12 protein-coding genes are annotated in these 13,386 nt (G+C 48.9%); 4 read left to right on the top strand and 8 right to left on the bottom strand.

Features of this window, described 5'->3' with window-relative positions:
- Nucleotides 1–53 precede the first annotated feature (53 nt).
- From DESLBE_RS06965 to DESLBE_RS06980, 4 genes are read left to right on the top strand one after another with little or no spacing between them, the layout of a single operon-like run.
- On the top strand, nucleotides 54–1,826 hold the full coding sequence (locus tag DESLBE_RS06965) for an ATP-binding cassette domain-containing protein (protein WP_144675929.1): 1,773 nt from the start codon (nucleotides 54–56) through the stop codon (nucleotides 1,824–1,826).
- On the top strand, nucleotides 1,823–3,514 hold the full coding sequence (locus DESLBE_RS06970) for an ABC transporter ATP-binding protein (protein ID WP_144675931.1): 1,692 nt from the start codon (nucleotides 1,823–1,825) through the stop codon (nucleotides 3,512–3,514). The genes DESLBE_RS06965 and DESLBE_RS06970 overlap by 4 nt, the downstream gene beginning before the upstream one ends.
- Nucleotide 3,515: 1 nt before the next feature.
- A complete protein-coding gene (locus DESLBE_RS06975; RefSeq protein WP_144675933.1) occupies nucleotides 3,516–4,610 on the top strand; it encodes an iron ABC transporter permease in 1,095 nt (364 codons plus the stop codon).
- Between the two features lie 2 nt (nucleotides 4,611–4,612).
- Nucleotides 4,613–5,377, top strand: a complete 765-nt coding sequence (locus tag DESLBE_RS06980; RefSeq protein ID WP_144675935.1) for an ABC transporter ATP-binding protein — start codon at nucleotides 4,613–4,615, stop codon at nucleotides 5,375–5,377.
- A 23-nt stretch (nucleotides 5,378–5,400) separates the two neighbouring features.
- Here DESLBE_RS06980 and DESLBE_RS06985 read toward each other — a convergent pair whose 3' ends face one another.
- The 8 genes from DESLBE_RS06985 to DESLBE_RS07020 form a co-directional block, all read right to left on the bottom strand.
- Nucleotides 5,401–6,108 carry a hypothetical protein gene (locus DESLBE_RS06985; protein ID WP_144675937.1) on the bottom strand — a complete coding sequence of 236 codons (708 nt, stop codon included), beginning with the start codon at nucleotides 6,106–6,108 and terminating at the stop codon, nucleotides 5,401–5,403.
- Entirely contained in the window at nucleotides 6,105–6,809 is a 705-nt protein-coding gene (locus DESLBE_RS06990) for an ABC transporter (protein WP_144675939.1), read from the bottom strand. The genes DESLBE_RS06985 and DESLBE_RS06990 overlap by 4 nt, the downstream gene beginning before the upstream one ends.
- A complete protein-coding gene (locus tag DESLBE_RS06995; protein ID WP_144675941.1) occupies nucleotides 6,806–7,666 on the bottom strand; it encodes an ABC transporter ATP-binding protein in 861 nt (286 codons plus the stop codon). Before DESLBE_RS06995 ends, DESLBE_RS06990 begins: the two co-directional genes overlap by 4 nt.
- Nucleotides 7,656–8,252 carry a TetR/AcrR family transcriptional regulator gene (locus DESLBE_RS07000; RefSeq protein WP_144675943.1) on the bottom strand — a complete coding sequence of 199 codons (597 nt, stop codon included), beginning with the start codon at nucleotides 8,250–8,252 and terminating at the stop codon, nucleotides 7,656–7,658. Before DESLBE_RS07000 ends, DESLBE_RS06995 begins: the two co-directional genes overlap by 11 nt.
- Nucleotides 8,253–8,513: 261 nt before the next feature.
- Nucleotides 8,514–9,206 (bottom strand): FadR/GntR family transcriptional regulator, encoded by a 693-nt coding sequence (locus DESLBE_RS07005; protein ID WP_172625397.1) that lies wholly within the window; start codon nucleotides 9,204–9,206, stop codon nucleotides 8,514–8,516.
- 347 nt (nucleotides 9,207–9,553) lie between these two features.
- The gene (locus DESLBE_RS07010; RefSeq protein ID WP_144675947.1) at nucleotides 9,554–10,855 is read right to left on the bottom strand and encodes a citrate:proton symporter; all 1,302 of its coding nucleotides are present in this window, start codon (nucleotides 10,853–10,855) and stop codon (nucleotides 9,554–9,556) included.
- A 232-nt stretch (nucleotides 10,856–11,087) separates the two neighbouring features.
- Nucleotides 11,088–12,362, bottom strand: coding sequence for a lactate racemase domain-containing protein (locus DESLBE_RS07015; RefSeq protein ID WP_144675949.1), 1,275 nt, complete (start codon nucleotides 12,360–12,362; stop codon nucleotides 11,088–11,090).
- A gap of 129 nt (nucleotides 12,363–12,491) precedes the next feature.
- The gene (locus DESLBE_RS07020; RefSeq protein ID WP_144675951.1) at nucleotides 12,492–13,379 is read right to left on the bottom strand and encodes a dihydrodipicolinate synthase family protein; all 888 of its coding nucleotides are present in this window, start codon (nucleotides 13,377–13,379) and stop codon (nucleotides 12,492–12,494) included.
- Nucleotides 13,380–13,386: the final 7 nt, after the last annotated feature.

The following is a 13,386-nucleotide window of genomic DNA, read 5'->3' on the forward strand; positions in this document are numbered from 1 at the left end:
GCAGTCCGATCCGGACCGGCTGCCGCGATGTTTTCCTAGCTGGAGGTGACCTGGTGCTTCTCATCAATAAAACTCTGCTGAAAATGGCCAAGGGGCTTTGGCTCTGGATCTTCACTACCCTGGGGCTTAAGCTTTTTACCTTGGCTGGAATCGCCCTCTTTGCCCGAGCAGCCTCGGGTTTTCTGGCTTCCATGGCTATCTCCCCGGAACTTACCGACGGTCTGGGGGACGCCCTCCTATGGGCATTGGCGGCTTCCCTCATGACTCTGACAGGCGAGCTTCTGGTGGGCGAGGCGGAATACCGCTGTGGCGCTAAGGCCCGCCTTATGTTCCGTGACAAGATTTTCACCAAGCTTCTCCAGCTGGATACCGGAAATCTGGAGAAGATCGGGATGTCCGCCGCCGTGGCCGCAACGGTGGATGGTGTGGAAGCCATGCAGATCTATTATTCCAGATATCTGCCCAGCCTTTTGTATGCTCTGAGCGCACCCTTTTACCTGTTTTTCCTTCTCAAGGACGTTTCTTTGCCCGTGGCCGTTTTCCTGCTGTTGGTCACACTGGTGCTGCTGCCGGCCAATAATCTGTTCAAAATAATTATTAAAGGACTTAAGGCCAACGTCTGGGACAGTTTCCGGGAGCTGACAGGATATTATCTGGAAAGCCTGCGCGGCTTGACCACCCTGAAGCTCTTTAATCAGGATCACCCCAGAGAGGACATCATCCGGGCTAAAGCCAATACCTTCAATCTCCGGCTCATGGAGATCATCAAACATAATTTTGTCTCTTTTCTGCTTTCCGACGGCCTTATTTATCTTTCCGTCTTCCTGTCGGTGATTTTCATCTCTGGGCAGCTCAGCCGGGGCCAAGTCCCTCTCGCCAGCGCCCTCATGGTCCTGATGCTGGGCTACGGGTTCTTTGCCTCCATCCGGCATCTGATGGAGATCACTCATTTGGCCCTCAACGGCATTGCGGCTGCTCAGAACATAGGAGATTTGTTGCAGATCGACTCCTCAAGACCCATTCTGCCCCCTGGCAATTCCCCAAAGGTTCCCTCTCCTGGGGGCATCCACCTGGAGAAGGTATCTTTCGCCTATGCCGGCAGAAAACCCGTCCTTGACGCCATTACTCTGGACATCCGCAAAAATCAGGTAACAGCGCTGGTCGGAACCTCAGGCAGCGGCAAGAGCACTATGGCCGGATTGCTGGTCAGGTTTATGGACCCCGGCTCCGGGAGCATTTACTTGGACGGTGTCGATTATGCTTGCTATGCTCCGGATACCCTGCGCCGGCAGATCGTAATGGTACCGCAGCAGGTAGGCATCTTCAGCGGCACCATTGCCGAGAATCTCCGCATCGCCGCCCCGGCTGCCGGCGATGAACAACTGTTGGATGTCTTGGAACAGGTCCGGCTTCTGGACTGGCTCCTCACTCAGCCGGAAGGCCTGAATACGCAAGTAGGCGATGCCGGGGGCAAACTTTCCGGCGGTCAAAAACAGAAACTGGGGATCGCCCGGGTCCTGCTCTGTGACGCGCCTTATATCATTTTTGACGAAGCAACCTCTAGCGTGGACCCGGAGAGTGAACGAGATATCTGGGCCTGCATCGCTGAACTCAGTCAAACCCGCACCCTGATCATCATCTCCCATCGACTGTCCACCATTCGGGATGCTGATCAGATCTATGTGCTGTCAGAGGGGCGGGTGGCCGAATCCGGGCAGCACGCCCAGCTGTTGGACCATAAAAAACTGTATTATCACCTTGTCCAGGAGCAGTCCGCCCTGGAACAGCACGGTGCACAGCAGCAGATGGAGGGAAATGCATCATGACGAAGACTCCGACCCCTACCTTGACTCTTGTCCGTCGCCTCTTCCGGATCGCTGCCTCCGAAAAGCGTGATTTGACCGTTTCCACCCTGGCCAGCATCCTCGGCAATCTTGGTCATGTCGGCTTGATGGGGTCAGGTGCCCTGCTGATTTCAGCCAGTGCCGGACTGCTGACTTCCCCTCCCGCCCTCTGGGCAATATTGATGCTGATCTGCTCCTTGGGAATCGGTATCTGCCGCTATCTGGAAGGCATTTACTCCCATACCGCGGCATACAGGCTGTTGGCGGATATGCGGGGGGATCTGTTTACAGCGCTGCGGCGCCTAGCCCCGGCCCGTTTGATGGACAGGCAAAAAGGCGACATCCTTTCCGTAGCCATATCCGATATTGAGACCATTGAGTTCTTTTTTGCCCATACCATCGGCCCCCTCTTTACAATGATCCTGCTCCCCCTTCTGACCCTGCTTCTGGCCCTCTCCATCCACAGTTCCTTTGCCTTGGCTCTGTTGCCGGTTTATATCATGATCTGTGTGGTTCTTCCCCTGCTGGCCATCCGCCTGGGGCGCTCTATCGGACAGAACTACCGGGAACGGCTGGGCAGGCTGAACTCTTTTATGGTGGAGAGCATCACTGCCTTTAAAGATATCCAAATTTTTCGCTTCGGCGAGAAACGGGCTCAGCTGGGTGCGGAAGAAACCCGTGGCATCAATCGGGCCGCTCATGCCCTGACCATCCACAGGCAGCTGGTTGTCTCCGCTCCGGCCTTTTTCATCTATCTGGCCCGCATCCTGGTGCTGGCGATTGCTTCCCTGCTGGCCGCCCGCGGCGTGACCCATCCTGAGGACATCATCCTCTTGTCTTTTGTGGTCTCCGCATCCTTTTCCTCCACCCAGTCCCTGACCACCGTCATCTCCAATCTTTTAGAGACTTTTGCCGCTGCCCAGCGCTTTTTCGCTATTCTGGACGACGAACCGGAAGTCAGGGAGGCCGAAGATGCTCTGGAGCTGGAGAGTATAGAGCGGATCGAGTTTGCTGATGTATCCTTTGCTTATCACAAAGAGCAAAACCCGGTTCTGCAGCACTGGAATCTGACCATTGAAAAGGGAGACAAGATCGGCATTGCCGGTGCAAGCGGGATCGGTAAATCCACCCTTACCCGCCTGCTTCTGCGCTTTTGGGAGCCAACCGAAGGGGAGATTCGAATCAACGGCATTCCCCTGCAGCGCCTGTCCCTGCAGCGCCTCCGTTCCCGCATTGCCATGCTGGAGCAGGAAACCTTTATCTTTGACGATACCATCACCGCCAATATTGCCCTGGGCAAGCCCGGGGCTACCCGGGAAGAGGTAGTGCTTTCCGCCAAACGCGCCCGCATTCATCAATTCATCGAAACTCTGCCGGAAGGCTACGATACCCGGATGGGAGATTTGGGCGGCCGCCTTTCCGGAGGGGAACGGCAGCGGATCGGGATAGCCCGGGCTATGCTCTCCAACCCGGATATGCTGGTCATGGACGAACCGACCAGCAGTCTGGATATTCTCAACGAAAAGAGTCTTCTGCAGACCCTCCGCGAGGAATACGCGGAGACGACGCTGCTCATCGTCTCCCATAGAAGCTCCACCCTGGCCGATTGCAACCGTATCCTGCACATGGAAAATCAAAATAACACCCTCATCAGGAAGGAGTCCACCTAACATGGAGCATGCCAGCGCCCAACGTCAAAAGACCACAACCAACAAGAATACGATCTTTGTCTTTTCCCTCCTTGTTTTGGGGGTTCTGATCCTGCTTTCCATGATTCTCTCCACATCTCTGGGCCAAGTGCAGATTCCGGCGGCTCTCACCTATAAGATTCTTTTCTTTAAACTGACGGGGGTAGCCCTTGGGGATATCTCAGAAATCACTGCCGGGTCCTTGCAGTACATCGTCTGGGATATCCGCCTGCCCAGAGTTCTGACCGCCCTGCTGGTAGGCGCCGGTCTGGCCATGTGCGGCACCATGATGCAGGCCGCGGTAAAGAATCCTCTGGCCGATCCTTATATCCTCGGCGTTTCCTCCGGGGCCTCGCTGGGAGCGACCTTCGCTATTTTGATCGGCTTTGGGGCAGCGGGCCTGCTTTCCCAGATCAGCGTAGCTTTCGGGGCCTTTAGCGGAGCCTTTGCCGCCTCACTGGCGGTTCTGGCTCTGGCGGAGCTGAGCGGGAAATCCACCTCCACCAAGCTGGTATTATCCGGCATGGTGGTCAATGCCCTATGCAACGCCTTTGCCAACTTTATCATTTTCTTTGCCAATGATTCAGAGGGGATTAAAAGTGTCACCTTCTGGACTATGGGCAGTCTGGCCGCCGCCAAATGGGAGAAGCTCCCGGTTCTTTTGATCATCATCCTGGCGGCTTCCCTCTTTGCCTTATCCCAGTCCCGGATTTTAAATACCATGTTGATGGGCGATGAGGCGGCAGTCACTTTAGGCGTAAATCTCACAGTCTACCGCCGGGTCTATATGGTTATCTCCTCCCTGATCACCGGGGTGGTGGTTTCCTATTGCGGTATGATTGGTTTTGTGGGCCTGATTATCCCCCATATCGTCAGGGGATTTCTGGGGTCGGATCATCGCCGGTTGATGCCGGTTGCCATTCTGACCGGGTCCTTGTTCTTAATCTGGGCAGATCTCATCGCCAGGATTATTCTGCCGAAGACGGAAATCCCGATCGGTATCATCACCGCTATGGCCGGTGCGCCGGTCTTCATCTATATGCTGATCAAACGCGGTTATCGGTTTGGAAAGGAATAATTATGAACTTGGAAGTCAAGCATATTTCAACCACCTTAGCACGAAAAGAAATTGTCAAGGATGTTTCTCTGCAAGTGGAGAAGGGCCGCTTTGTCGGCCTGATCGGTCCCAATGGCAGTGGGAAATCCACCCTTTTGAAGACACTGTACAAAGCCCTGCCCGCCCAGGGGGGAACGGTTTTTCTGGATGAGTGCGATGTTCTGGGTTCCAGCCCCAAAGCTGTGGCCAAGCATATGGCTGTGGTCGGTCAATTTAATGAATTGGATTTTGATTTTACCGTCCGGGAAATGGTTATGATGGGCCGAACCCCTCACAAAGCCTTGTTGGAGGCGGATACAAAAGAGGATTTCGTCATTGTTGATGCCGCTCTCCGGCAAGTCGATCTCCACAGCTATGGGGAACGGAATTATTCTTCATTGTCCGGAGGAGAGAAGCAGCGGGTCATCCTGGCTAGGGCTGTCGCCCAGCAGCCTGAGTTTCTCATTCTCGATGAACCGACCAATCACCTGGATATCCGTTACCAGCTTCAGATCTTATCCATAGTCAAAAAGCTGGGCATCGGTGTCCTGGCGGCTTTACATGATCTGACCCTGGCTGCGGACTATTGCGACTATCTTTATGTGCTTGACCGGGGTTCCGTCGTAGCCCATGGCGAACCTCCAGCGGTCCTGACCAAGGAGCTGATTGAAGAGATCTACGGTGTCCGCTGCGAAACCTATCCCAATCCGGTTACCGGAAAATTCGCCGTGGCCTATTTCGCTGACTGATCCAGTCAACCAATCAAAGTCAATCAAATCTTCCGCAGAAATCTCCGGGTGAAAGCGGTTATCCATAAGCAGCAAATCAGGAATCCTGCCAAAAAAGAAAACCAGTCCGCCCCCTGCCCTACTATTTTCCCCACCCAATAACCAGGCAGAAAGGCCCCCAGGTATTGATAAGGCCTGGGGACAAACCAGACCATCAATAATCCCAGCAGATTGAGACTGGTCAGTTTGGAAATGGCCAGGCCCTCGACCCGGTTGCCGGCTAAGGATACCACCATCATTGCCAGCGCGGCCCCTGTTAAGGTGCTGAGCAACCCGGCGGCGAGGATCTGCAAGAAGGTGAGATGGGCTATGCCGCAAAGCATGGTCACCACGATCAGACAAAGAAAAGACCACACCATCGGCAAGCCTATCCTCGCCGCCAGATAAGCATATCCCTCCAGAGGAGTTATTTGATAATAAGCCCCGGTTCCTTCATCCCTTTCTTCAAGCAGCAGAAAGGCACTGACCATGGCTAACAGCATCGGCGTTAAGATAATGATCATCCCATCGGCTAAAGAATACCATGGCTTTATCGACAAGGCCCCCTGCTGAAACAGCCAGGCATCGGCCTTGGGAATGCCTATTTTGACCAGCAAGCCGAATAGGAAAGGCGCGGCCAGCAGGACTAACAGCATGCCATCATAGGTTATTTGCCGCAAGCCGATTTGGAATAACTTGAGGGTTTGCTTCATAGCTTGCCGCCCCCTTCCCCTTGCAAGGCTGAGGGAACACGCAGCAAGGCAATCCAGATGGAAATCCCCAGCCAAATCATCAGTCCAAATAAAAAAACTATACTTCCCTGTTCAAGCTGGCCCTTAATTGAACCATCGATCAACCGCCAGAGGATCGTGCCCGGCATAATCTCCAAAACCGGATGGCTGATCTGAAAAGCCACTAAGAGGGGCGGGAGTATCAATATCATTCCCACCGGAACCCCCTTGACCATATAGCTGTTGACCGAGTTGGCATAGGTGGCCATCGCCAGGCCCAAGAGAGTAAAAATACAGGAGCCTACAAAGATGCTGCTGAGCAGCAAAGGATAGTCCGCTGAGCCGGGATGGCTGAAACGAACAATAAAGAAAGCGGACAAGGTGGAGATCATGGCCAAAGACAACCCTTTGGCCAAAATATATTCAATTGGCTTCAGCGGCGAAATGCCGTAAAACCGGTGGATTCCTTCATCTTTTTCCAACAGCCAAATGCCCCCGACAAAGAAGAAGCCCAGGGTTGCCGGATCGGTCAGCAGGATGAGGGAGGCACCGATTGCTTTGTGTTGATCGGGTAAAAAGTACAGAATAGCACAATACAATACCGTAATAAAAGCATACAGAAAGTAAAAGCCGTATTTGGCCTGATAGCGTATATCATGAACTGTCGCCATAAAAAGCCTCATTGCAGCTGCCTCCCCGTCAAAGCTATAAAAACCTCCTCCAAGGTCCGCTCTTTGGAGTGAATCCTTAGCAGTGAACCGTTCTGCAAAGCCTTAACAAACTCATCATCCTGGCCCAGTTGGGTGAGGGTGCTCCGTCTGTCCACCGTTCGGCCATCCCTTCTATAGGAATAATTGACTTCCGCACTGCTGCTCCGCTCCACCTGAAAAGCCTGGGGGGTATTCAGGGCTCTAATTTTACCGTCCACAATAAACGCCACCCGATCGCACAATTCCCCGGCATCATGCATGTTATGGGTCGTAAGAATGATGGTTTTTCCTGCTTCTTTCTGCTCCAGCATTATATCCTTTAAGATTCTGGCATTGGCAGGATCCAGGCCGCTGGTGGGCTCATCCAAAAAAAGCAGCTGGGGATTGTGCAGCAGGCAGCGCACAAAACCCAGACGCATCTTCATCCCTTTGGAATAGCTGGCTACTCTTTTATGGGCATCATTCTGCAGACCCACCTGCTCCAATAAGGTCAGCGGGTCCAGAGTTTTTTGATGGTAAAGGGAAGCAAAATACTGGAGGTTTTCCAGGGCTGTAAACTTACCGTAGAAATTGGGGAATTCAAAATCCACGCCAATCCTTTCATAAAATGAACTTTTACGGTGTTTCATTTCCGTGCCCAAGACCTGAACCTGGCCTTGATAGTCTCTCAACACTCCTGTGAGGATTTTTTGCAAAGTGCTTTTGCCGGCTCCCGACGGACCGAGAAAGCCAAAAATCTCTCCCTTCCTGACTGTGAAGCTGATGTCCTGAATAACATCCCGCGGAGCACCCGGATACTTATAGAATGCACCTTCTACTTTAATCATCATAGCTTGCCCTCACAATCTGTTCAATCAGGCTATCCAGCAGCAGGTTTACGACCACAGCATGGTCCGCTTCTTCCTGCTGCAGATAGGCAATTGCCACATATAAGGCCTGAAACGCCTTAGCCACCACGGGAAGTTCATAAGCAAACTGAACCCCGTATTCCTGCAATTTGACCAGTGCTTTGCTGTCCTCAAACCCATGGGCGTCCAGCACATCCTGGGGCAGCTTGCGCTGCAAATAACTCATGACAGCAGAATCCGTTTTAACCAGTATGGGATACTCCTTTACTCCCTCGAGCATCCGGCCAAAAGACCGCTTCGTCAGCTCCTGAGGCCGGAGATCCTTATGGTCTGCCAAAAAATCGTCCAGTTCCTGCCACAGCTTCATCTGACACTGTTCAATAATATCCATATATAAATGTTCTTTATTGGTGTAAAAAGCGTAAAAGGAACCTTTGGCAATCCCAGCCGCCTGGACTAAATCATCCACCGTTACTTTCTTCACCCCATGAGCTACAAACAGCCTCTCTCCTTCCCGCAAAAGCTTTTCTCTGATCATTTCTTTTTCCGTATCAGAAAATCTCGGCATCTTCTCACCTCATACAATCCATATGACTAAAACATTATTTTAGTCATATGGATTGTATCCCTTTGCCAGGAAGAAGTCAATATCCTCTTGCCAGGCTTCCGGCCTGCCTTTTCTCACACATGAAAAAACGCCCCCTGAGGGACGTTTTTAGAGAATAAGCGCCATTATGATGCTTTATCCCGAGTGGGAGCGGATTTTTTCCACATTGCGATTCATCAGCTTACGCCCGATAGGTTCATTTTAAGTGGGAACTTAAGTGAATTATCTTAATTTCTTTTCAGCATTATTCAAATGTACTCTCATAAATTTGTAAGCATTTTGCTTGTCTCCGTTTTTAATAGCCTCCAGAACATTTAAATGTTCCTTAATAATTCCTTCTTTTCGGGATGTAGTTAACTTATATTGTTGATAGTTAAGTTCAAAGAAATGCTGGATTTTTTGCTTGATATTGGCAGACACTTCTACAAACACAGGATTACGAGTAGCCGTTGCAATCGCCTGATGAAACTCAAAGTCGAAATCTGAAGCCTCTCCACGATATCGTAAATCATTTACTATTCTCTGATGGATATCTTCAAGAAGGAAAATATCATCATCCGTTCGATTTTCTGCAGCCAGACCAGCAGCCTCCACATCAACAGCACGGCGATATTGATACCAATGGAGAAGTTCCAAAGAGTTGTTAAGGCTTAATCCCGCCGTAGGATCTAATGCGGAAGGTAAAGCTTTTATATAGGCCCCACTACCATGCTTGATTTCCATTAAGCCGAGAGCAGACATAACACTTAGAGCCTCTCTGATCGTCGGCACACCCACCCCGAAGGCATTACTTAAATAAGAGAGGGAAGGAATTTTATCCCCAACCTTAAACCCTCCCTGAACTATAAGTTCGTTAATTTTTTCAATAATTTCTTCATGCAATTTCTTCTTTTTTATAAGCAAGTTTGGTTGCACTCTTAAATACACCTACCTATCAACAAAGGAAGCTATAAATACTTCCTAATAAACTCCTGCTGTCCTATTAATATTTTACTCTATTTTGCTCTGTTGAAACATTCACCCAATATATTTCTTCCCAAATCATGATAATCCTTTTTTGTTGTAGTCTAATATCATAATATTACATCCTGATTCTATAATAAAAGCAATCCTGACACTTTTCAAGTAATGGGGATGAGTCCTGCCGATCATCATAAATAAATAAAAAACCGCCTTGGATCTAAGACGACTTTTCCAGCCTACCTAAATATATTAAAGGTTGATTTCATAAGAGTTTTAAACATATTCCTGAAACTTGGTATTTAGATTACTCCGAAGATTACTCCTGCTAAAATCATCACCGCCACCATTCCAAACCCCCAGAGGATGTTGAAGCGCTGATGATCGGAATAGTTCACCTTAGCTAGGGCAGCCAGAAGCAGTGGAGAAGCCAGCAAAGGACTTAAGCCGTAACCGATTTGCCCTAGGAGAGCTGCCCGGCCAATCGCTGCCGGATCAATTCCGAAAACTGCACCCGTCTGAGCGAGAACAGGCACAACGCCATAATAGAAGGAATCCGGAGTCATAACCAAAGTGGAGATAAAGCTAATCACCGCAGTAAATACAGGCAGGAGTCCGCTCAATGCTTCAGGGATGACAGTGACCATTGAAATGGCCATAGCATCGATCATTTTAGTTCCTGAGAAGATTCCTGTGAAAATTCCGGCGGCCAACATCATAACCGTTGCAAAGGTGGCATTGCCTGAATTGGCTGTGATACGTTCTTCCATTTGCTTAAAGTCACGATAGTTAATGAAGATCCCGATGGCAAAAGAAACCATGAACAAGACAGCAGGCTTAGCAACTTTAAGAACCAGGCAAACAATACAGCCCACAACCAGGAGAAGGTTGAACCATCTTAACTTAGGACGTTTAATGGATTGATCCTGTTCTCCGAGAATGTTTGCCATATCTATGGTTTCAATTTCAGCAGCCGCTCCTTTAACATACCCTAATCTCTTGCGCTCTTTAGTCCCTAACATATAAGCCATAAACAGGAGATAAATACCACCGGCAATCATAGCGGGAATCAATGGCGTAAAGAGTTCACCGACTCCCAGATCCAATACAGCCATAGTTCTTGCCGTAGGTCCCCCCCAAGGGGAGGAGTTCATGAGATAAAACCCTAAAGCAGCAAGACCTGTCAAAATCAAAGGATTCATACCGACTTTCCTGTATAAAGGAAGCATTGCCAGCGTTACAATCATGAATGTTGTCGGCCCGTCACCGTCCAGGGAGACACACAAGGTCAAAAGGGCTGTGCCAATGGCAATTTTGACCGGGTCATTCTTGGCAAATTTCGCAATAGCTGCAATAAGAGGATCGAACAATCCGGTATCGATCATAATTCCGAAGAAAAGAACTGAGAACATGATCATAATAGCCGTCGGCGCAACGGTTTTGATGCCATCAAACATCATAACCCCCAGATCCGTAACACTTACTCCGAGCAATAAGCCCGCAGCAATGGGTACAAAAACCAGCGCCGTAATAACATGCAAACGTTTTGTAAGAATCAATGTGATAAAAACAATCAGGGTTATGAAACCTAATCCTGCCAGCATTTGAACACTCTCCTTCTCTTATGAATTGTTGCACTAACAAACAGGAAACCTGCGGCATCCCCTCCTTGAGGATTGATAAAGGGTTTTATAATATGAAAGTCAGAAAGTCTTATTCAGACTTTCTGACTTTCATATTATATCACAATTATTTCTTTGTCAATTCTAAATTTACTCATTCAACCAATTTTTTTGACGATTGTGAATAATACATGTCGAAAATGCTCTTGAGGTCTTAGAAGTTCAACAATAAATTGCCTTTTTCGTCAAAAGGTATTGCCATAGGCTTGCTTAAAATCTTCACACCTTTAGCAATAGCTTCATCCACCATGTTTTCAGTAATATAAATATGCTCTAAGTCCTTTGTATTTTTTAGGACACTTAAGCGCAACTTTTCATCATGCAATACATTGGCTGTTTTAATCGCAGCCTGAAGCACCTGCTTGTCGTTAGGCAGGACCATGGGAATATTTGCCGTTTTGATTACCGTAGATGTAAGCACATTGGGATACATATTCTGGAAGTTTATCTTGTCATAGAGACGCTGGGTGATCACGTCACCGAATCCGACACCAGCCGCATTGCCATCGGATTTGTCCGTCAAGGACAGTATCCCGATTTTAGAAACACTGATATCATTTTTAAAGAAATCCGTATTAAACCGTCCGGTGACATTGGGATCTAACCCCGTTCCGGAAATGTCCTTCCCCATGGAGCAAACAATCAAAACATCAGCTTGCTTCCAAAAATTTTTAGGAAGGTATTCATTCGCTAATTTTAATAGCTCTTTTTCCTTTTCCAGGATTTCCTCAGGATCCAAACAAGCGATTCTGGCTACCTTATTGTAGCCATTTTCTATTGTGCCTACGCCAAAAATGACTTTATTCAGGCGCAGGACCTCTGTGCCCACTTCCTGGACGATCCGTGGCATTTGGCCGAAGCCGGTTTTATGGTAGTTTTGAGCTCCATGCTGTTTGCCCAGACCGATAGCCATCATTTTCATTAAACCGCTTTCATAAGGCCCTTTAAACGAAGTATGAGCCTTGATACGGTTGATTAAGATGATCCCGTCGGCTTCATAGGCGTAACGGTCCATAAAAACAGGACGGCCGTCCGAAATCCTGCCAACTTCAACGACCTCCATAGAAGATTTTATGGGAACGCCCATGGTCGCCTCGCTTATCCCATTCATTTCCAAAACATGAATCTGTCCCTCTGCGGTGGCTCCGCCGTGACTTCCCATAGCCGGAAAAATAAAGGGATGGGCACCTCTTTCTTTAACAAGGTCACAGACAGCTTTGGTGATTTCAGCAATTTTATGAACCCCTCTGCTGCCTCCGGTAATAGCAATGGATTGGCCCGGTTTAATATTTCGGTAGCCTCTGGAGTTTATCAATTGTTCTCGAACACAGCCTTCGATATCTTCTATATAATCCTCATGAAATCTTTGTTCAACCTTCACCACCTTGGGGATAGGCACCGGCTCTAAAATACTCTCAATAAATCCCATGATAAAAACTCTCCTTAATTTGCAGTACCTTTCCCTAAGCAAAAGGGTACGCTGAACGCACTTATCCGAGACGGCAGGCTATCCTTCGTACCTAATGCTTAAAAGAAACTGCAAAATAATCCTCTCAAATCAGATCACTTGAGCTGTTTCTAAAATTCTCCTGATTTCTTCCCTTTTCTCATCACTTACTTCTTGAAGAGGTTTTCTTACATACCCCCCTTTATATCCCATCAACTCGCAGGCTCTCTTCAGGCCGGAGATACCGTAGGTGGCCGTGACTGCCGTGTTAATCGGAAATATTCTCTGATATAAATCACGGGAGGCTTCTCCTTCACCTTTGTGATACAAATTATTGATCTCCACGCATTCATCGGGGTTGCAGTTTGCCAGAGCCAGTATTCCCCCGTCCGCCCCTAGGGTTAAGGCCGGATAAAGTGCTCCGGCAGTTCCTACAAAAAGGCTAAAGTCATCCTCCTGAATTAAGCGAACTAAAGAGGCAAACTGAACCATATCTCCGGAACTGTCTTTGAGCCCAATGATATTCGGATGCTTGGCCAATTTGGCAATTAAGGCAGGAGCCATATTTACATGAGTAAATTTCGGAACATTATAAAGAAGAATAGGGATTTGGGTTCCATCGGCGACCATTGTAAAATATTCTTCCAAAGCGGCTGAAGTCATGGCCTGATCATAAAAGCTGGGGGTCAGGATTAAGGCGCAATGAACGCCCAGGTCGGCAGCCTTATTGGTTAAGGCAATGGTCTCCCGGACCGTTTCCATTCCGGTTCCGGCCATAACTAACTTGCCATTGGCATTGTCTACAGTGATCTTAATCAGTTCCAGTTTTTCTTCTTCACTGAGCAGAGGGGTTTCACTGTTGGAGCCTAGGACCAAAAGTCCGCTCATTCCCGTTTGAGCCCATTTCCGGACATTGAAGGCGAATGCGTCGTAATCCACATCACCATTTTGTTTAAAGGGTGTGATCATAGGTGCCATAATACCTCTAAGTTTCTCCATTTTCTCT

The sequence above is a fragment of the Desulfitobacterium sp. LBE genome, from assembly GCF_007830365.1.
Classification (GTDB): domain Bacteria; phylum Bacillota; class Desulfitobacteriia; order Desulfitobacteriales; family Desulfitobacteriaceae; genus Desulfitobacterium; species Desulfitobacterium hafniense.